At 32.8% G+C, this 20,714-nt stretch carries 16 protein-coding genes, 1 other RNA gene and 1 pseudogene; 16 read left to right on the forward strand and 2 right to left on the reverse strand.

The genetic code is table 11. The annotated features are described in order from the left end of the window. Positions 1-11 precede the first annotated feature (11 nt). From yajC to NST87_RS06070, 12 genes and pseudogenes are all read left to right on the forward strand, one after another. Positions 12-272, forward strand: coding sequence for a preprotein translocase subunit YajC (gene yajC / locus NST87_RS06015; protein ID WP_019468514.1), 261 nt, complete (start codon positions 12-14; stop codon positions 270-272). A gap of 320 nt (positions 273-592) precedes the next feature. Then, positions 593-2,869: a protein translocase subunit SecDF gene (secDF, locus tag NST87_RS06020; RefSeq protein WP_019468515.1), complete on the forward strand. Its 2,277-nt coding sequence runs from the start codon at positions 593-595 to the stop codon at positions 2,867-2,869. 592 nt (positions 2,870-3,461) lie between these two features. Next, positions 3,462-5,738 (forward strand): single-stranded-DNA-specific exonuclease RecJ, encoded by a 2,277-nt coding sequence (gene recJ / locus NST87_RS06025; protein WP_019469432.1) that lies wholly within the window; start codon positions 3,462-3,464, stop codon positions 5,736-5,738. 15 nt (positions 5,739-5,753) lie between these two features. Further along, a complete protein-coding gene (locus tag NST87_RS06030; RefSeq protein WP_019469431.1) occupies positions 5,754-6,272 on the forward strand; it encodes an adenine phosphoribosyltransferase in 519 nt (172 codons plus the stop codon). A gap of 315 nt (positions 6,273-6,587) precedes the next feature. Beyond that, positions 6,588-7,026, forward strand: a pseudogene (locus NST87_RS06035) (transposase); the annotation flags it as partial. A 217-nt stretch (positions 7,027-7,243) separates the two neighbouring features. Next, positions 7,244-9,433, forward strand: a complete 2,190-nt coding sequence (locus NST87_RS06040) for a RelA/SpoT family protein (RefSeq protein WP_019469430.1) — start codon at positions 7,244-7,246, stop codon at positions 9,431-9,433. Positions 9,434-9,446: 13 nt separating this feature from the next. Continuing rightward, positions 9,447-9,899: a D-aminoacyl-tRNA deacylase gene (gene dtd / locus NST87_RS06045; RefSeq protein ID WP_019469429.1), complete on the forward strand. Its 453-nt coding sequence runs from the start codon at positions 9,447-9,449 to the stop codon at positions 9,897-9,899. Continuing rightward, on the forward strand, positions 9,896-10,771 hold the full coding sequence (locus NST87_RS06050) for an N-acetylmuramoyl-L-alanine amidase (RefSeq protein WP_019469428.1): 876 nt from the start codon (positions 9,896-9,898) through the stop codon (positions 10,769-10,771). Before dtd ends, NST87_RS06050 begins: the two co-directional genes overlap by 4 nt. Before the next feature lie 340 nt (positions 10,772-11,111). Continuing rightward, positions 11,112-12,374 (forward strand): histidine--tRNA ligase, encoded by a 1,263-nt coding sequence (gene hisS / locus NST87_RS06055; protein WP_019469427.1) that lies wholly within the window; start codon positions 11,112-11,114, stop codon positions 12,372-12,374. A 12-nt stretch (positions 12,375-12,386) separates the two neighbouring features. Continuing rightward, positions 12,387-14,153 carry an aspartate--tRNA ligase gene (gene aspS, locus NST87_RS06060; protein WP_340721404.1) on the forward strand — a complete coding sequence of 589 codons (1,767 nt, stop codon included), beginning with the start codon at positions 12,387-12,389 and terminating at the stop codon, positions 14,151-14,153. Positions 14,154-14,214: 61 nt separating this feature from the next. Next, a non-coding RNA gene (gene ssrS / locus NST87_RS06065) (6S RNA) lies at positions 14,215-14,405 on the forward strand. Positions 14,406-14,532: 127 nt separating this feature from the next. Beyond that, a complete protein-coding gene (locus NST87_RS06070; protein ID WP_019469425.1) occupies positions 14,533-15,300 on the forward strand; it encodes a tRNA threonylcarbamoyladenosine dehydratase in 768 nt (255 codons plus the stop codon). A 75-nt stretch (positions 15,301-15,375) separates the two neighbouring features. On the opposite strand, the gene NST87_RS06075 is transcribed toward NST87_RS06070, so the two are convergent. After that, entirely contained in the window at positions 15,376-16,656 is a 1,281-nt protein-coding gene (locus NST87_RS06075) for a replication-associated recombination protein A (RefSeq protein WP_019469424.1), read from the reverse strand. Between the two features lie 86 nt (positions 16,657-16,742). Here NST87_RS06075 and cymR point away from each other — a divergent pair, with 86 nt between their 5' ends. The 3 genes from cymR to NST87_RS06090 all read left to right on the forward strand — a co-directional run bounded on the left by cymR (position 16,743) and on the right by NST87_RS06090 (position 17,671). Then, positions 16,743-17,162 (forward strand): cysteine metabolism transcriptional regulator CymR, encoded by a 420-nt coding sequence (gene cymR / locus NST87_RS06080; RefSeq protein WP_019469423.1) that lies wholly within the window; start codon positions 16,743-16,745, stop codon positions 17,160-17,162. Positions 17,163-17,291: 129 nt separating this feature from the next. Further along, positions 17,292-17,474, forward strand: a complete 183-nt coding sequence (locus NST87_RS06085) for a CsbD family protein (RefSeq protein WP_040030019.1) — start codon at positions 17,292-17,294, stop codon at positions 17,472-17,474. Positions 17,475-17,509: 35 nt separating this feature from the next. Continuing rightward, on the forward strand, positions 17,510-17,671 hold the full coding sequence (locus tag NST87_RS06090; RefSeq protein WP_019469421.1) for a hypothetical protein: 162 nt from the start codon (positions 17,510-17,512) through the stop codon (positions 17,669-17,671). Positions 17,672-17,752: 81 nt separating this feature from the next. On the opposite strand, the gene NST87_RS06095 is transcribed toward NST87_RS06090, so the two are convergent. Further along, on the reverse strand, positions 17,753-18,754 hold the full coding sequence (locus NST87_RS06095) for an LLM class flavin-dependent oxidoreductase (protein WP_040030020.1): 1,002 nt from the start codon (positions 18,752-18,754) through the stop codon (positions 17,753-17,755). A 288-nt stretch (positions 18,755-19,042) separates the two neighbouring features. On the opposite strand from NST87_RS06095, the gene sal reads away from it, so the two are divergent. Further along, a complete protein-coding gene (gene sal / locus NST87_RS06100) occupies positions 19,043-20,674 on the forward strand; it encodes a Sal family ABC-F type ribosomal protection protein (protein WP_019469419.1) in 1,632 nt (543 codons plus the stop codon). The last annotated feature ends 40 nt before the right edge of the window (positions 20,675-20,714 follow it).

Below are 20,714 nucleotides of genomic sequence, written 5' to 3' on the forward strand. Positions count from 1 at the left end.
GAAATAACTATATGCAATTTACTTCATTGATATTACCGATATTATTATTAGTATTAATGTGGTTCTTCTTAATTAGACCACAACAAAAAAAGGCTAAAGAGCATCGTGAAATGATTAGCCAAATTTCATCAGGTCAACATGTTACTACTATAGGTGGAATTAAAGGTACTGTACGTAGCGTTGACGAAACTACAGTTGTATTAACTTTAAATGGTAATGGTACAGAAATCACTTTAGAAAAACCAGCTATTAAACAAGTTGATCCTTCATAAATGAAGTTATGATTACGAACTGATATATACTATCAGTTCGTTTTTTGTTTAATAAAACCTAAAGATACTGGACTTTAAAGACATAGTTGGTGTTATAATGAAAGATAGACAAAATCAAATTTTTAAATAGCTTAAATAATCATTACAATTGGTAACACTTACATTTAAAAAGAAGTTACAAATAAGTTAAGTTTGTTTTTACACTTTATGTAATGTGTTAAAATATGAAAGGTTATTGAGAAAATTTAATCGTTTAGTATATGAAATCGAATGCGATTGAATTATGAATTTATAACATAAGCTTACAATGAGGTGTTCAAGTGAAGAAAAGTAGTAGAATAGTTGCATTTATATTACTTGTAGTTCTATTGTTAGGCGGGATAGGACTTACATATAAAAATGTAGTTAAAAACGTCAGCCTCGGATTAGACTTACAAGGTGGCTTTGAAGTCTTATACCAAGTTGATCCTTTACAAAAAGGTGATAAAATTGATGATAAAGCTGTAAAAGCCACAGCAAAAACACTTGAAAACCGTGTGAACGTTTTAGGGGTTTCTGAACCTAAGATTCAAGTGGAAGATAAAAATAGAATCCGTGTGCAATTAGCAGGTATAAAAAATCAATCTCAAGCAAGAGAAATTTTATCTTCACAAGCTAATTTAACGATTCGTGATGCTGATGACAATATCAAATTAACGGGTAAAGATATTCAACAAGGTTCAGCAAAACAAGAATTTAAACAGAATACGAATCAACCCGCAGTTACTTTTAAATTAAAAGATAGTGATAAATTCAAAAAAGTAACTGAAGAAATTTCTAAAAAAGATGAAAACGTCATGGTTGTATGGTTAGATCACGAAAAAGGTGATACTTACCATAAAGAAATGAACAAAAAAGATCCAAAATATGTGTCTGCTGCTTCAGTTGACAAACCTATCAACTCAGATAGTGTAGAAATTTCTGGTGGATTTAAAGGCGAAAAAGGTATTGAAGAAGCAAAACAAATTGCAGATTTATTAAATTCTGGTTCATTACCTGTAGACCTTAATGAAATTTACTCTAATTCTGTAGGTGCACAATTTGGACAAGATGCTTTAGATAAAACAATATTTGCTGCAGCTATCGGTATAGCGGTAATTTATTTATTTATGTTAGGTTTCTATCGTTTACCAGGGCTAGTAGCTGTTATTGCACTTACTGTTTATATTTATTTAACATTAGTTGCATTTAATTTCATTTCTGGTGTATTAACGTTGCCAGGCCTTGCAGCTTTAGTACTGGGTGTCGGTATGGCAGTCGATGCGAATATTATCATGTATGAACGGATTAAAGATGAACTGAAAATTGGACGAACGCTCAAACAAGCCTATAAAAAAGCGAATAAAAGTTCATTCTTAACCATAGTTGATGCACAGCTTACAACAGTCATTGCTGCTGCTGTATTGTTCTTCTTTGGTGAAAGTTCTGTAAAAGGTTTCGCTACAATGTTGCTACTTGGCATTTTAATGATTTTTGTAACGGCAGTATTTTTATCAAGATGGTTACTTTCACTACTTGTTTCTTCAAATTTCTTCAAGAAATCATCTTGGTTATTTGGTGTCAACAAGCATCATATTGCAGATATAAATGAAGGTAAGGAAGTTCATGATTTAAAAACACCGTATGAGCGTTGGGATTTCATGAAGTTAGCCAAACCATTATTGTCACTAAGCGTACTAATTTTAATTGTCGGTGCAGTTATACTGTTTGTTTTCAAACTTAACTTAGGTATTGATTTTACAAGTGGTACAAGAGTTGATTTTGAATCGAAAGATAAAATATCTGAAGCGAAAGTGACAAAAACACTTGAGGATCAAGATTTTAAACCTACCCAAGTTTCTTTAGGTGAAAACGGCAAAAACGCAACAGTACAATTCAAAAATGATTTATCTAAAGATGAAGTGTCAAAAATTAAAGACACGATTGATAAATCATTTGGTAATGATCCAACAGTTAATACTGTTTCACCAGTTATAGGTCAAGAATTAGCAAAAAATGCAATGATGACGCTATTATATGCAGCTATCGGTATCATTATTTATATCACATTCAGATTCGAATGGCGTATGGGATTGTCCTCAGTGTTAGCACTATTACACGATGCGTTTATGATTGTGGCTGTATTTAGTCTGTTTAGATTGGAAGTCGACATTACATTTATTGCAGCTGTGCTAACTATTATCGGTTACTCAATTAATGATACGATTGTAACGTTTGACAGGGTACGTGAGAACTTGCATAAAGTTAAAGTGATTACGAAACCTGAACAAATCGATGATATTGTTAATAGATCAATTCGTCAGACAATGACGCGTTCTATCAATACAGTATTGACAGTTATCATAGTTGTAGTTGCACTATTAGCATTCGGTGCACCAAGTATTTTCAATTTCTCATTAGCGTTATTAATTGGTTTAATATCTGGCGTATTCTCATCAGTATTTATAGCTGTTCCTTTATGGGGAATCATGAAAAAACGTCAGCTTAAAAAATCAAATGACAATAAACTTATTGTATATAAAGAGAAAAAATCAAATGATGAAAAAATATTAGTCTAATTAATATAGAAAAATGAGCTAATATAAAATAGGGTGGTCAAAAGCCCACACTCTAAATAAAAGACTAATCCATGTTTCTGACAGGCTCCCTTCAAAGTAGACATTTAAAAATGTAAACCTTGAAGGGAGCCTTTTTTATTGTTAATATTTACGATTTTGATCGTGCATGCTTGCCTGGGGATATGGTTCGAGCCTGTAGTCTCTCACTCATATCATTTCCCCGGGCGTCAGCACGATGCAAAATTGTTTGAAATATTTCTCAAGATATAAAAGTAAAGGCTCATTTGAAACAATTCATTAATCCTAATAAATTAATGATGTTCTTATTTTGAAAACTTAATAATATGAATTAGTTTGAAATAATAAGTAATAAAGAATTGGTCCTTTTTTATTGTTAATATTTATGATTTTGACCGTGTATGCTTGCCTGGGGATATGGCTCGAGCCTGAAGTCTCTCGCTCATATCATTTCCCCGGGCGTCAACACGATGCAAAATCGTATTAAGTTTTAAGCATGTTTGAAATAAAGGTTACCACTTTTTATTTTTCAAATTCTTTTGTATAATTGCTTGTGGAAATGAGGGAGGATAGTATGATTAAATCAAAATATAATTGGGACGTTAAATTACCTGAAGTTGAAATAGCAGAAAATATTGCAACAGATTTAAAGCTAACTCCTATTGTAAAAAAAGTTTTGGAAAGTAAAGGTATAACAGATGAAACTGATATTCGAAATCTTTTAGAAGGGGTTCAAATTACACATGATCCTTGGAAGATGAGTGATATGGATAAAGCTGTTGAGCGTATCAATGTAGCGATAGATCAAAACCAAAAGATTTTAGTATATGGAGATTATGATGCGGATGGTGTCACTTCAACGACTATATTGGTGTCTACATTGAAAGAACTTGGTGCTCATGTAGGTTGGTATATACCGAATCGCTTTTCTGAAGGTTACGGGCCAAATGAATTGGCTTTTAAAAATGCTTATGATGAAGGGATATCATTAATTATAACAGTGGATAATGGTATTCAAGGGCATGATGAAATACAAATGGTTCAAGACCTAGGTGTTGACGTTATTGTCACAGACCACCATGAAATTGGTAAAACAATGCCTAATGCATATGCGATTGTCCATCCAATGCATCCTGAGTTTGAATATCCATTTAAATATCTGTGTGGTGCAGGTGTTGCTTATAAGTTGGCTCAATGTTTATTGGATGAACCACCAGTTCATTTTCTTGGTTTGGTTGCTATTGGAACAATTGCTGATTTAGTATCTTTAACGGATGAGAATAGAACGCTGGTTCAAAATGGTTTAGCGGCATTAAATAAATATTGTCCGCCATCAATAAAAGCTATTTTAAACCAAGCTGGTTATAATGACGAAATAAATGAAGAAACTGTTGGATTTATTATAGGACCACGATTAAATGCTGTAGGACGTTTAGAGGATGCTGCGCTAGCTGCAGAGTTATTAATGACTGAAACAGAAGATGAAGCTATGTTTTTAGCTGAACAAGTTGAATTTTTTAATCAAGAACGTAAAGATATCGTTTCTCAAATTACTGAAGAAGCACTTGTAATGGCAGAAGAACAAGTACAGCAAGGCTCAAAATTCTTACTGTTAGCTCAAACAGATTGGCATGAAGGCGTACTTGGTATTGTAGCGTCAAGAATTGTTGAAACTTACAGTCTTCCAACATTAATTTTAAATATTGATGAAGCCCAAAACCACGCAAAAGGTTCAGCTCGAAGCATTGATCAAGTATCAATGTTTGAAATTTTAAGTGATTATTCACAGTTAATCACGAAATTTGGTGGCCACCATATGGCAGCTGGGGTTACAATGCCTATAGAAAATATTCAACCGTTACAGAATAGTTTAAATGAATGGATGGCACAATTAGCAGAAACAACTTCACTTGAACCACGTAAAAAAGTTGATGTAACTATTTCAGAAGGTGATATTACTATACAAAATATTAAAGATATTCAAAGATTGCGACCATTTGGTACTGACTTCACTAGTCCGTGCTTCGAATTACAAGACGTACTTGTTCAACAAGTAAAGGGTATTGGTCAAGAAAAAAAACACTTAAAACTCGTTATTGGAGAAAGTCAATTACAAGCAATCTTTTGGCAAAGCGGTCACTTAGTAAAAGAATTGGGTGTGCAACAACCTATCAATGTAATTGGAACATTACAAATTAATGAATGGAATGGATTTCAATCTCCTCAATTTATGATTGAAGATTTAGCAAGTCATAATTTACAGATTTTAGATTATAGAAGCAAAAACAAAGTAAATGATTTAAATGCAGATACTGAGAATGTTGCTTACTTGATTCATCAAAGAAGTGAAAAGTTAGGTGAAAATTATCACTATTATGGTGATGAAATTATTAATAAGTATGAAAAATACGTCTTTAGAGATTTGCCAACATCCATTAATGATTTAAAAACAACATTAAAAACAGTTGATATATCTCAAATTTATCTCGTGTTAAATCATGATAGATCAATATACTTTGAAGGTATGCCAAAAATGGAAACATTTAAACAATGTTTTAAAGCACTTGCAGCTAAAAAAGAAACAAATTTAGCTAATGAAGGTGTACAATTAAGTAAATTTTTAAACATTCAACCACATATACTTAAATTTATCTTGAAAGTTTTCTTAGATTTAGAGTTTATTCAAGTTGAAAATGGTATAATTAAATTAAATAATGTTTCAACAAAACGTGATATTGCTTCAAGTAAATATTATCAAAGTCGTATCGATAGAATTGAAGTTGAAAAGTTATTGCTTTATGAGGATTTTAATCGTTTGAAGCAATGGATAAAGGATGAATTGGTAGAATAATAGGAGGAAGTTTGTATGGATTTAAAACAATATGTATCTGAAGTATCAGACTGGCCACAACCAGGTGTTAACTTCAAAGATATTACAACAATAATGGACAATGGCGAAGCTTATGGTTATGCCACGGATCAAATAGTTGAATATGCAAAACTACGAGACGTTGATGTAGTTGTAGGGCCGGAAGCTAGAGGATTCATCATTGGTTGTCCTGTTGCATATTCCATGGGTATTGGCTTTGCACCAGTGAGAAAAGAAGGCAAACTTCCTAGAGAAGTCATTCGTTTTGAGTATAATTTGGAGTATGGTACAAATGTATTAACCATGCACAAAGATGCAATTAAACCAGGGCAACGTGTGCTAATTACAGATGATTTATTAGCTACTGGCGGTACGATTGAAGCGGCTATTAAGTTAGTTGAACAATTAGGTGGTATTGTTGTAGGTATTGCATTTATTATAGAATTAAAATATTTAAAAGGTATTGAAAAAATTAAAGATTACGACGTAATGAGTTTAATTTCATACGATGAATAATCACATTTATAATTAAAGAAATTTTATAGAGACTGGGACATAACTCCCCATTCTTAAAATAAGAGGGCAAATCCTTAACAATGGATTTGCCCTCTTTATATTTAAAATCTTCCGATTTTGATCGTGCATGCTTGCGTGGGGATATGGCTCGAGCCTGTAGTCTCTCGCTCATACTATGCCCCCGGGCGTCAGAACGCTACAAAATCAGTACAATTTGCATTTTTATTCAAAAAGTAAGACCCTTTCGTATAATTTAATAAATACTACTAAACCAAATTAACGAGGTCCTTATGTGTAAAGATTATAACATGACTCAAATGTTACGAATGTGATGATTGTTTAAAATGTCCACTTAAAAATTGATGTATGAAAAGCAATTCAAAAACTAATAAGAAGATAATGAAGTATTTTAAGTGAGAGTATTTTAAATCTCAAATTAATCAGCAGCTTTCAGAACCAGAGGCTAAAGAATCTACAGTCAAAGAAAAATTGATGTAGAACCAGTTTTGGATTCATGAAGGCTATTTTGGGTTTCACTCGAATGTCAGTTTGAGGGATAGACAAAGTCAAAAGAGAATAAGGATTTGTCCTAATGGCATTGAATGTATGGAGAATAGTAGTTCAATGAGCTACACTATTTGATAAAAAAGAAAACGACAATTTCTACACTATTTCAATAGAAATTATCGTTTTTTGTTTAGTCAGAGACATTTATGTCCTGAAATCTTTTTATATTTATAAAATAGTAATATGATTCGTTAACTTAAATTATCTTTTGCTTGAATTAAAAAATTAAAATTCAGCTACATTTTGCCAATTGTCTTATGTACGCATTTATTTATTTAATAACATGTAGTATTATATAACTATTATACATAATTTGACCTAATAGCGTAAAAATACGTTACAATCGATATAAAATAATACTGGGTATCTAATCGTGATTAATATTTAGTATAGGGGTGTCTTAAGTGAACAATGAATATCCATACAGTGTGGACGAAGTATTATCCAAAGCAAAATCATATTTGTCAAAAGAAGATTATGAGTATGTATTGAAGAGTTACCATCTAGCTTATGAGGCACACGAAGGTCAATTTCGAAAAAATGGCTTACCATATATTATGCATCCCATACAAGTAGCTGGGATTTTAACTGAAATGCATTTAGATGGCCCAACCATTGTTGCAGGTTTTTTACATGACGTGATTGAGGACACACCTTATACGTTTGATGATGTAAAAGGCATGTTTAATGAAGAAATTGCCATAATCGTAGAAGGTGTGACGAAGCTTAAAAAAGTGAAATATCGTTCCAAAGAAGAGCAACAAGCAGAAAACCACCGCAAGTTATTTATTGCAATCGCAAAAGATGTGCGTGTTATTCTAGTAAAATTAGCGGATCGATTACATAATATGAGAACACTGAAAGCAATGCCAAGAGAAAAACAAATAAGAATATCAAAAGAAACTTTAGAAATCTATGCACCATTGGCACATAGGTTAGGGATTAATACGATTAAATGGGAATTAGAAGATACAGCACTGAGATATATTGATAGTGTGCAATATTTCAGAATTGTTAATTTGATGAAGAAAAAACGAAGTGAGCGAGAAGAATATATACAAAATGCTATTAATCGCATAGATTCAGACATGGAAAAAATGAATATAATTGGCGATATTAATGGTAGGCCTAAACATATATATAGCATTTATAGAAAAATGGTTAAACAAAAGAAACAATTCGACCAAATATTTGATTTGTTAGCCATACGAATTATCGTTAATTCAATAAATGATTGCTATGCAGTACTAGGTCTTGTGCATACACTATGGAAACCCATGCCAGGTAGATTCAAAGATTATATCGCTATGCCAAAGCAAAACATGTATCAATCTTTACATACAACGGTTGTTGGACCGAATGGCGATCCTTTAGAGATTCAAATAAGAACTTATGAAATGCATGAAATTGCAGAACACGGGGTTGCAGCGCATTGGGCATATAAAGAAGGCAAAAAAGTTACTGAAAAAACACAAAATTTCAATAAAAAATTAAATTGGATTAAAGAACTCGCTGAAACGGATAGTACTACCACCGATGCAGAAGAGTTTATGGAAACATTAAAATTTGATTTACAAAGTGATAAAGTCTATGCTTTTACGCCAGAAAGTGATGTAATAGAATTACCTTATGGTGCTGTTCCAATTGACTTTGCATATGCTGTACACAGCGAAGTAGGAAACAAAATGATTGGTGCTAAGGTTAACGGAAAAATTGAGCCGATAGATTACGTGCTCAATACTGGTGATATCGTTGAAATCAGAACAAGTAAGCACTCTTATGGTCCAAGTCGCGATTGGTTAAAAATTGTTAAATCTTCTAGTGCTAAAAGTAAGATACGTAGTTTCTTTAAAAAACAAGATCGCTCTTCTAATATTGAAAAAGGTAAGTTTATGGTCGAAGCAGAAATAAAAGACCAAGGGTTCCGTGTAGATGCAGTTTTAACGGATGATAATATTGAAGTCGTAAAAGATAAATATAATTTCTCTAATGAAGAAGATTTATTTGCCGCAGTAGGATTTGGTGGTGTTACAGCGTTACAAATTGTTAATAAATTAACAGAAAAGCAACGCATTCAAGACAAACAAAAAGCATTAAATTCAGTACAAGAAGTACAAAAATCTGTGCCAATTAAGGACGACATCACTACAGATAGTGGCGTATACGTCGAGGGAATTGAAAATGTACTGATTAAATTATCAAAATGTTGTAATCCAATCCCTGGTGATGATATTGTTGGATATATCACTAAAGGGCATGGTATTAAGGTGCATCGCACGGATTGTCCTAATATCAAAAATGAAAAAGACAGATTAATTAGTGTTGAATGGGTACGCTCTAAAGATGCGACACAACGTTATCAAGTTGACTTAGAAGTTACCGCTTATGACCGAAATGGATTATTAAATGAAGTTTTACAAGCCGTTAATTCCACTAAAAGTAACTTAGTTAAAGTTTCTGGTCGTTCAGATATTGATAAAAATGCAATCATTAATATTGGTGTTATGGTGAAAAATGTAAATGAAGTCTATCAAGTTGTTGATAAGATTAAACAACTTGGAGATGTTTACACAGTAACAAGAGTTTGGAATTAGAGGTGAAATACACATGAGGATTATTGTTCAAAGAGTGAAAGAAGCATCCGTTTCTAATGGTTCAATAGATAATAAAATTAATAAAGGCTTTTGTTTGCTTGTTGGAGTAGGTAAATCGTCTACTGAAGCGGACATTGATACATTAGTAAGAAAAATAGTGAATGCCCGATTGTTTGAAGATGAGAATGGCAAACTTAATTTGAATTTACAGCAAGTAAGTGGAGAGATTCTTTCTATCTCACAATTCACACTATATGCAGACGTAAGAAAAGGTAATAGACCTGGTTTTACCAATTCAATGCCACCTGAAAAAGCAAATGAACTTTATGAAAAATTTAATGAGGCATTACGCACTTATAACATAAATGTATTAACAGGAGAATTTGGTACAGATATGCTTGTTAATATTGCCAACGATGGCCCCGTGACAATTATTTATGAAAGTCAGGATGGCAAAATCGTATGAAAACAATCAATACTTGGCTAGATAAACATAATTTAAAAAATTTCCCAATGCTTATTGTTACGTTAGCATTTGTCATATTTATTTTTATGCTCATTGCTTTTTTAAATCACAATGATGAAGATGCGGGTACGATATATATAACGGAAGATACTGATTTGAGAACAGGTCCAAATGCTGTATATCCTACTATTAAACCTGCTAATCAAGGTCAAAGTTATAATAAAATTGGTAAATCCGGCAAATGGATTGAAGTTGAATCAAGTAATCATAAAGATAAAGGTTGGGTGGCTGGTTGGCATACAAACCTAGATATTCAAGCAGATGCTAATGCAAACGATAAACCACTTAAAGATAAAACAATTGTACTTGATCCTGGTCACGGGGGAAGTGACCAGGGAGCTTCAAGTAATACAAAAAAGAAGAGCACTGAAAAAGTTTATACACTGAAAACAGCAAAAGAATTGAAAAGTCTTCTTGAAAAAGAAGGCGCGACTGTAAGTATGACGAGAAGTTCAGATAGTTATGTTAGTTTGGACGATCGTAATATTAAAGGTGATGCTTTTATCAGCATACATAATGATTCGCTAAAATCTTCTAAAGCTAATGGAACTACAGTTTATTGGCTTCAAGATAATCAAAAAGCACTTGCAGAAACATTAAATATTTACATACAAAAGAAAGCGTTACTGACAAATAAAGGCGCTAGACAAGAAAACTTTCAAGTATTGAGACAGACGAATGTTCCCGCTGTTTTACTAGAGTTAGGTTATATTAGTAACCCAACTGATGAAAATATGATAACGAATCAATTACATCGCCACATTGTTGAACAAGCAGTTGTCGATGGTTTACGTGCATATTTTTCAGAATAAAAAGGTTGCATATTAATCAATAACTCGTTATTATTAGATATGAATTCTATATTAAAACCGTTATTATTCTTGACTATGCTAAATGAAACGTCAACATTTAAAATGTGTAGAGACATAATTCGAGGCTGGAAAATTATGCTTAGTAGTTTAGTTATTAAAACGCAAGAAGAGGTGCTTTATGAAATTAAAGCCGTGTGACGAACGTTATCCGTATGAAGTGGGTTGATATAGCTTATTGATAAACTATGTCAACCAAATAGGGTGGCAACACGGATATTCGTCCCTTGTATAACTGTATAGTTATGCAAGGGGCTTTTTATTGTATAAAAGGAGAGGTTTTATGATAAATATTCCTAGAGGAACACAAGACATTTTACCAAGCGAAACAAAAAAATGGCGATATATAGAAGCAAAATTAGACGAATTGATGGAATTATATAATTATGAAGAAATTCGCACGCCTATTTTTGAAAGCACTGAATTATTTGCACGTGGCGTTGGCGATTCTACGGATGTCGTTCAAAAAGAAATGTATACATTCAAAGATAAAGGCGACCGCAGTATCACTTTGAGACCTGAGGGTACTGCTGCAGTAGTACGTTCATATATAGAAAATAAAATGCAAGGATTACCTAACCAACCGATTAAATTGTACTACAATGGTCCAATGTTCCGTTATGAACGAAAACAGAAAGGACGTTATCGTCAATTTACACAATTTGGTGTAGAAGCCATAGGTGCAGAAAATCCTAGTATTGATGCTGAAATTTTAGCAATGGTCATGCATATTTATCAGTCATTTGGTCTTAAACATTTAAAATTAGTTATTAATAGTATTGGCGATATTGATTCGCGCAAAGAATATAATGAAGCGCTGGTTAAACATTTTGAACCAGTAATTGGCGATTTTTGTAAGGATTGCCAAGCGCGTTTGCACACTAATCCAATGAGAATTTTGGATTGTAAAGTTGATAAAGATAAAGAAGCAGTGAAAACAGCACCGCGCATTACAGAATATTTAAATGATGATTCAAAAGCATATTTTGAGGAAGTAAAACAGCATTTAAACGATTTAGACATCAAATATGAAGAAGATCCTAATTTAGTAAGAGGTTTAGATTATTATACACACACAGCATTTGAACTGATGATTGATAATCCAAATTATGAAGGTGCGATTACGACTTTATGTGGTGGTGGCCGTTATAATGGTCTACTTGAATTGCTAGATGGTCCAAGTCAAACAGGTATTGGTTTTGCACTTAGCATTGAAAGATTGCTAATGGCATTAGAAGAAGAAGACATTGATTTGGATGTTGACCATGATTTTGATTTATTTATCGTTACTATGGGTGAAGAAGCAGACCGTTTTGCAGTAAAATTATTGAATGATTTACGTAAAAATGGTGTTAAAGCGGATAAAGATTATATGGAACGTAAAGTTAAAGGACAAATGAAACAAGCTGATAGACTGAATGCCAAACATACTGTTGTTATTGGTGATCAAGAATTAGAAGAAAAAAATATTAATGTAAAAAATATGGAAACTGGAACATCAGAACGTATTGATTTAAATGAACTTGTTAACTATTTTAGAAATTAAGGAGAAGATATCATGAGTAAACGTACAACATATTGTGGTTTAGTAACTGAATCATTATTAGAACAAGAAGTTATATTAAAAGGTTGGGTACATAATCGCAGAGATTTAGGTGGACTTATCTTTGTAGATTTACGTGATCGTGAAGGTTATGTGCAAATTGTCTTTAATCCAGATTTTTCCGAAGAAGCTTTGCGTATAGCTGAAACAATTAGATCTGAGTACGTTGTACAAGTAAAAGGTATTGTAAAAAAACGTGACCCTCAAACAGTAAATCCAAAAATTGCAACAGGTCAAGTTGAAGTACAAGTTTCAGAGATTGAAATTATTAATAAAGCCGAAACACCACCATTTGCATTAAATGAAGATAATCAAAATGTGGATGAAAACATAAGACTAAAATATAGATATTTAGATTTAAGACGTCAAGAATTAGCACAAACATTTAAGATGAGACATCAAACAACGCGTTCAATTAGACAGTATTTAGATGGTGAAGGTTTTTATGATATAGAAACACCTGTGCTAACTAAATCAACACCAGAAGGTGCGCGCGATTATTTAGTACCATCCCGTGTTCATGAAGGTGAATTTTATGCATTGCCTCAATCACCACAAATATTTAAACAGTTGTTAATGATTAGTGGCTTTGATAAATATTATCAGATTGTTAAATGTTTCCGTGATGAAGATTTACGTGCAGACCGTCAACCAGAATTTACACAAGTTGATATTGAAATGAGCTTTGTTGATCAAGAAGACGTCATGGATATGGGCGAAGAAATGTTACAAAAAGTTGTAAAAGATGTGAAAGAAGTGGAAGTGGCGCGTCCATTCCCAAGAATGACTTATAATGAAGCAATGGCACGTTTTGGTTCTGATAAACCAGATACACGTTTTGGTATGGAATTAATTAACGTTTCAGAACTTGGTGAAATCATGGACTTTAAAGTCTTCAAAGATGCAGTAAATAACGATGGACAAGTGAAGGCAATTGTAGCTGAAGGTGCATCTGATAATTACACTAGAAAAGATATTGATGCTTTAACTGAATTTGTTAATATATACGGTGCGAAAGGTTTGGCGTGGGTGAAAGTAGTTGAAGAAGGTTTAAACGGCCCTATAGCTAAATTCTTTGAAGCAGACCATGTTGAAAAATTAAAATCGTTGACTGGTGCAAAAACTGGAGACTTAGTATTATTTGTAGCTGACAAACCTAATGTTGTTGCTCAAAGTTTAGGTGCGCTAAGATTAAAATTGGCTAAAGAATTAGATTTAATTGATGAAAGTAAATTAAATTTCTTATGGGTAACAGACTGGCCATTGCTTGAATATGATGAAGAGTTAAAACGTTATACTGCTGCCCATCATCCATTTACAGCACCAAAACAAGAAGACATTAATAAATTAGATTCTGAACCTGAAAATGCTCAAGCTAATGCATACGATATTGTGCTAAATGGTTATGAACTCGGTGGCGGTTCTATTAGAATTCATAATGAAGATTTACAATCAAAAATGTTTGAAGTATTAGGATTTACCGAAGAGCAAGCTAGGGAACAGTTTGGTTTCTTATTAGATGCATTTAAATATGGCGCACCACCACATGGTGGAATTGCTTTAGGTTTAGACCGCTTAGTGATGTTGTTAACTGGTCGTACGAATTTACGTGACACAATTGCATTCCCTAAAACTGCATCTGCAACTTGTTTATTAACAAATGCGCCTAGCGAAGTATCAGAAAATCAATTAGAAGAATTATCATTAAGAATTAGACATTAATTTTTACCAAGTCTTTATTCTTGCTAAATTCCAATAATGTGTTATTATACTTGCATAAGGTAGTCATCTGTCGTGTTCGTAAGTTTGCTTCATATTTGGGCCTAACACTCTTTGATCCGGGAGCCCAATAGGTTTTCTTGCAGCGCACACGCCTCTCAAGGAGGACTTGCAAAACAAGAAACAGGGCACCCACCTGTTAATAGCAGGCCGAATGATCAAGCAATTTATAACTACGGCACGCACGGACTCTATCGGTACGCAAGACTTCGGTCTTGCGTATTTTTTATATCGTTATAAATTAACAAAAAATATTGTTTTACAAATAATCATCAATCAAAAATGTTATGATAATAGTATTCGCTAAATAAGGAGTTTAAAAATGAAACATCAATTTTCGAGAAATGAATTGGCATACGGCAAAGAAGGTTTAGATTTATTAAAACAAAAAACCGTTGTTGTTTTAGGAGTAGGAGGCGTTGGCTCATTTGCAGCTGAAGCTTTAGCTCGTACTAATATAGGCCATATTATATTAATAGATAAAGACGATGTTGATATAACGAACGTTAATCGTCAACTACATGCATTAACATCTACAATTGGTCAAAGTAAAGTAACATTAATGGAAGAGCGCATTAAATTAATCAATCCTGAGTGTAAAGTTACATCACTTCATATGTTTTATACAGAAGAAACTTATGAAGCCTTGTTTAATAACTATGATATAGATTATTTTTTAGATGCGAGCGATACACTTATTTACAAAGTTCATCTTATGAAAGAATGTCTCGAAAGAGGTATTTCTGTTATTTCAAGTATGGGTGCCGCAAATAAAACAGATCCTACACGTTTCCAGATTGCAGATATTTCTAAAACTTATATGGACCCAATGGCTAAATTGATACGTCGTAAATTGAAAAAGTTAGGTATATTCAAAGGGATTCCTGTAGTATTCTCAGATGAAAGTCCAATCGTCATAAGAGAAGATGTCAAAGAAACTGTTGGCGATGCAAATGCGCCAACTAGAAAAGGCCAAATGCCACCATCCTCAAATGCATTTGTACCCAGTGTTGTAGGACTAATATGTGCAAGCTATGTAGTGAATGATATTTTAAAAGATATACCCGTAACAAGAATCAAAGATAAATAAAAGAAATAAACAACCGCGTTTAACACATGTAGTCTTCTGTAATGTGTCAACGCGGTTGTTTGATATGGTTGTAAATTAATTTTTATTTTGTTGCGCCTTATTGATATTGTCAAAAATAGATTTAAGCTGTTGTTCAGTTTTTGATGTTGTTTTAGGCGTATAGTAAATTTTGTTTTTTAATTTGTCTGGCAAATATTGTTGTGGTATAAAACCATTGTCATAATTATGAGGATACTTATAGCCTATCGCTCTACCCAAATCTTTGGCGCCTGAGTAATGCCCATCTTTTAAATGATCAGGAATTTGTCCTACATGACCTTTACGAATATCTGACAGTGCTGCATCGATAGCAGTGATTCCAGAATTAGATTTAGGTGACAGACATAATTCAATTACCGCTTGACTCAAAGGAATTCTTGCTTCTGGAAAACCGAGTCTTTCAGCAGATTCGATCGCTGCTAAAGTACGTTGTCCAGCACCTGGCGAAGCTAAACCTATGTCTTCATAACTAATAACTAATAATCTTCTGACAATAGTAGGTAAGTCTCCAGCTTCTATCAAACGTGCTAAATAATGCAATGCTGCATTAACATCACTTCCTCGAATTGATTTCTGAAATGCACTCATCACATCATAGTGCATGTCGCCATCTTTATCACTGACAAAAGCACCTTTTTGTAAGCAATCTTTAGCATCTTCCAATGTAATATGTCTTTGGTTATCAATCACTTCTGAACTGAGTACGGCTAATTCTAAAGCATTCAGCGCACTTCTGACATCTCCTTGGCTTTGCGTTGTGAAATAATTCATCGCTTCTTCATCAATGACTGGATTGTATGAAGCTAGACCGCGTGATTCATCGGTTAGAGCTCTCTCTAAAGAAACTTTTATGTCGTTTTCATCTAATGGGTATAGCTCAAAGATTTGTGCTCTTGATCGAATAGCAGGATTAATTGCATGATATGGATTTGAAGTTGTAGCACCAATTAATACAATTTTTCCATTTTCAAGATGTGGCAATAAAAAATCTTGCTTCGCTTTATCTAAACGATGAATCTCATCTAGTAATAGAATGACTTGTCCAGACATTTTTGCTTCTTCAACTATGAGTTGCATATCTTTTTTTGTATTAGTTACAGCATTTAGTTGGCGGAATTTAAATTGGGTACTGCCTGAAATAGCTTTAGCAATACTCGTTTTGCCAATTCCAGGGGGACCATAAAAAATCATGGACGATAATCGTTTGGTATTGACCATTCTGCGTATAATACCTTTGTCACCAACTAAATGATCCTGTGAAATGATCTCATCAATATTATTTGGTCGCATTCTTGAAGCGAGTGGTTCGTTCGTCACAATCTTTCACACCTTTCTAATATTATCTTAACGTAAAAAATGATAGAATGTTAATATATAGTATTCGAATTAAGTGAGGTTATATAATGAAAATATCAACAAAAGGTAGATATGGCTTAACACTAATGATATCCTTAGCCAAAAAACAAGGGCAAGGATGTGTTTCGTTAAAATCTATAGCTGAAGAAAATAATTTAAGTGATCTTTATCTAGAACAACTAGTGGGTCCATTAAGAAATGCAGGTTTAATTCGAAGTGTTCGTGGTGCAAAAGGTGGTTACCAATTGAGAGTTTCAGCTGAAGAAATTACGGCTGGTGACATTATTCGTTTGTTAGAAGGACCAATTACATTCGTAGAAAGTATTGATTCTGAACCTCCTGCACAGAAACAACTTTGGATTAGAATGAGAGATGCAGTAAGAGAAGTATTAGATAATACAACATTGAAATACCTAGCAGATTATAATGAAACGAATAATTTAGATGGATATATGTTCTATATTTAAGATGTGAATAACATTGTTAATTAAACATTTTTTGACATTAATTGAAAATATTTAAAAAAGTTTGTTTTAAATGTTTATGACTTAAGTATTGTGGTATTTAATTAATACATTGCTAAGGAGGTATTATTTATGGCTGATGAAAATAAATTCGAACAAGCAAAAGGAAACGTTAAAGAAACAGTTGGTAACGTAGCCGACAATAAAGAATTAGAAAAAGAAGGCAAAGAAGATAAAAATTCTGGTAAAGCCAAAGAAGTAGTAGAAAATGCAAAAGATAAAGCAAATGAAGTTATCGATAAATTTAAAAAATAATAATCGTTAACTAATACTAAAAAGGTGGTTTTATTATGGCTGATTTCTTAAATAAAGCAAAAGAAACTGCAAAAAACGTTTCTGACAAATTAAAAGATACTGATAACGAAAAAGCAAAACAAGCATCTGAACAAATCGATAATTTCACTGGTGGCAGTGACGATAAAAAAGATGATAAAAAAGACGATAAAAAATAAAATTGTCTTAAAAGTTTAAGCTTTTTCGCTTAAATATAAAGAGGCCGAGTTTCTTACATAAGAACTCGGCTTTTTTTATATTTAATTTAGCGTTGTAATCATATTTTTAAGCTTACGATATGATTCGAGTTGTGCTTCCTGATCATAAATGTAACTAATAGCCATCAATTCATCTATTTCACCATATTCATCTATAAATGATTGTAATTTTTGTTTGACGGTATCTTCAGAACCAACAAGTGAACTTTGCATACGTTGTTTTGCTATTTCATACTCAGTAGGGGTGAGTAGTCCTCTTAAGTCGTCAGTAGGTGGTTGTACAGGTTGCATTCTTCCTCGAGTTATACTTACCATAACTTGAGCCTGTGTCGTTGCCAGATATTCTGCTTGAGCATCTGTATCAGCAACGATTGCATTTAAACAAACAATCACATATGGTTTGCTCAACACGTCCGAGGGTTCAAAAAGTTCTTTATAAATTTCAATTGCTTCTTTCATTTGTTGTGGTGCAAAATGCCCAGCAAAGACATAAGGTAATCCTTTGCGTGCAGCTAAGTGTGCTGAATCAGTTGAAGAACCCAATATATAAAGAGGAACGTTTTTACCAACTGCTGGATATGCACGGACATAAGTTTGTTGATTACCCGGTCCGAAATAAGTCGCAAGTTGTTCTACTTCTTCAGGAAATTCATAAACACCATTGTGTTGATCTCTACGTAAGGCACTCGCTGTCATCATATCAGTACCTGGCGCCCGACCTAGACCTAAATCAACGCGATTTGGAAATACAGTTTCCATTGTCCCAAATTGTTCTGCAACAACAAGTGGAGCATGATTAGGTAACATGATACCACCAGAACCTACTCTTATTTTAGCAGTATGTTCTAATGTATGTTGTATTAATAACGCAGTGGCTGAACTGACAAGGTTAGGTGCGTTATGATGTTCTGCAATCCAATATCTCTCATAATCCAGTTCTTCTAAATTTTGTGCTAATTTAACCATATCGCTAATTGCATCTTGATCGGTTTGACCTTCTCTAATAGGAACGAGATTAAGCGCAGATAATTTTAAATCGTTCATTACACGATGTCCTCCTTAAATATATTAATATATTGCAGTATAACAGTCTAAATAAAACTTGCGTAAGAAATTGCTCACTGTTATACTGTATGAAATTAAAAAAAGTTAGGTGGTCTTATTAAGACAATGGATATATCTCATAAGAACAATCAAAACAGTTTATTTAATCAAAAAGTAATATATGGGATACGATTATGTCTTAATAAAAAGTGATCAGGAAAATACCTAACATATATAATGTTCGGATGGTTAAGGCATATCGTATCTCTTGAGAAAGAGGGAATTGGTATGTCTTTTTATTATGTTCAAAAGCCATTTGAAAAATTTGGTAAAAAATTAATTAACTCTGTAGAAATTCAAATTGATAAGGGCGAACATGTTGCAGTGATTGGTAACAATGGCGTAGGGAAAACAACATTGTTAGAAGCAATAAAGATGAAATATCAAGATGAAGCTTATTTAATGCATCAAAATATGTCTGTTTATGAACACTTAACAGGAATAGACTATGTAATGGCTATAAATCCTGAATTGCTGCAGATAAAACAGAAGATTAAAAGTAATTATAAGTATATTGCTAATTATAGTGCATTAAATGGTTACGAATTCGAACAAAGTATTATTACGCAAGCGAATCAAATGAATTTAACAGAAAAAGATTTAGAAAAACAAATTCAAGATTTAAGTGGTGGTCAACAAACACGACTGGCATTATTAAAAGCATTCATGTCAAACAAACCATTGATCTTACTGGATGAACCCACGAATCATTTAGATATAGAAATGTTGGAACAACTGATTAGAAAAATTCAAAAATCAAAACGTACGATTGTTTATGTATCACACCAGCGTGATTTTATCGATCAAACAGCGACGCATGTCATTGAAGTAACATCTGAAAAAACGAATAAATATCATGGTAATTATTCCAAGTACCGTGAAATTAAAGATTTAACGTTACAAACACAACAAAATATGTACGAAAAGCAACAAAAAGAAATAGCAGAACTTAATCGCACGATACAACGAATCCAAACATGGCATCATTCAGCACAACAAAAAGCAAGTGTCCGTAGCCCTATTGAGCAGAAGAAGCTCAGTAAGTTAGCTCAAAAGGCTAAAGTAAAAGAAAAACAAATGACCGAAAAATTAAATGAGAAGACGATAAATCAGCCAGATAATGAACAAAAACATTATCACTTTAATCATCAAGATCGTTTACGCAAACGCTTTTTAATTCATTTTGAAGACTTCAATGTTGCTATAAATGAACATCATATATTTGAACATGCTCATTTTGAAATGAAACAAAAAGAAAATATTTTAATTACTGGGCTAAATGGGAGTGGTAAATCACTTTTAATTGCAATGATCAGACAAAAGATACTTCCAAATCAAGGAAATATAAAAATCACGCCTTCACTAAAAATTGGATATTTTGATCAGACAAACAAAAACTTAAATGAAGCAGAATCTCCACTTTCCATGCTATTAACTACAAATAAAATATTACGAAGTGAGGCACAAACTATTTTAGCTTCATTTGGTTTTAATGAAGAAAAAATTAATGAACCAATTGGTCAATTATCTATGGGCGAGAAAAGTAGATTTCAATTTGTACTACTGTATTTCTCTGGCGCCAATTTATTAATTTTAGATGAGCCAACTAATTACTTTGATATTTCAACTCAGGACTTAATTTTAAATATGATAAAAAGTTTTAACGGTCAAGTATTAGTTGTAACACATGATGCGTATTTTCAATCTAGATTTAAAGCGACACACTGGGAAATCAAAGATAAAAAATTATACAACTTAACGTTAAATCATATGACAAAATCAAATGTAGACGAAACATTAGCATTGTTAGATGAATATGAAATGATAGATGAAAATGGACATTTTGAAACAGACAACTAGAAAATTTAAATAGATGGTGCTATCATTGGAACATTGATAA

The sequence above is a fragment of the Staphylococcus sp. FSL W8-0271 genome (assembly GCF_038006605.1).
GTDB lineage: Bacteria > Bacillota > Bacilli > Staphylococcales > Staphylococcaceae > Staphylococcus > Staphylococcus cohnii.

Coding starts and splice junctions, on each gene's coding strand:
- yajC (WP_019468514.1), top strand. CDS start 12: ATGCAATTTACTTCATTGATATTACCGATATTATTATTAGTATTAATG.
- recJ (WP_019469432.1), top strand. CDS start 3,462: ATGATTAAATCAAAATATAATTGGGACGTTAAATTACCTGAAGTTGAA.
- NST87_RS06030 (WP_019469431.1), top strand. CDS start 5,754: ATGGATTTAAAACAATATGTATCTGAAGTATCAGACTGGCCACAACCA.
- dtd (WP_019469429.1), top strand. CDS start 9,447: ATGAGGATTATTGTTCAAAGAGTGAAAGAAGCATCCGTTTCTAATGGT.
- NST87_RS06050 (WP_019469428.1), top strand. CDS start 9,896: ATGAAAACAATCAATACTTGGCTAGATAAACATAATTTAAAAAATTTC.
- hisS (WP_019469427.1), top strand. CDS start 11,112: ATGATAAATATTCCTAGAGGAACACAAGACATTTTACCAAGCGAAACA.
- aspS (WP_340721404.1), top strand. CDS start 12,387: ATGAGTAAACGTACAACATATTGTGGTTTAGTAACTGAATCATTATTA.
- NST87_RS06070 (WP_019469425.1), top strand. CDS start 14,533: ATGAAACATCAATTTTCGAGAAATGAATTGGCATACGGCAAAGAAGGT.
- cymR (WP_019469423.1), top strand. CDS start 16,743: ATGAAAATATCAACAAAAGGTAGATATGGCTTAACACTAATGATATCC.
- NST87_RS06085 (WP_040030019.1), top strand. CDS start 17,292: ATGGCTGATGAAAATAAATTCGAACAAGCAAAAGGAAACGTTAAAGAA.
- NST87_RS06090 (WP_019469421.1), top strand. CDS start 17,510: ATGGCTGATTTCTTAAATAAAGCAAAAGAAACTGCAAAAAACGTTTCT.
- NST87_RS06095 (WP_040030020.1), bottom strand. CDS start 18,754: ATGAACGATTTAAAATTATCTGCGCTTAATCTCGTTCCTATTAGAGAA.
- sal (WP_019469419.1), top strand. CDS start 19,043: ATGTCTTTTTATTATGTTCAAAAGCCATTTGAAAAATTTGGTAAAAAA.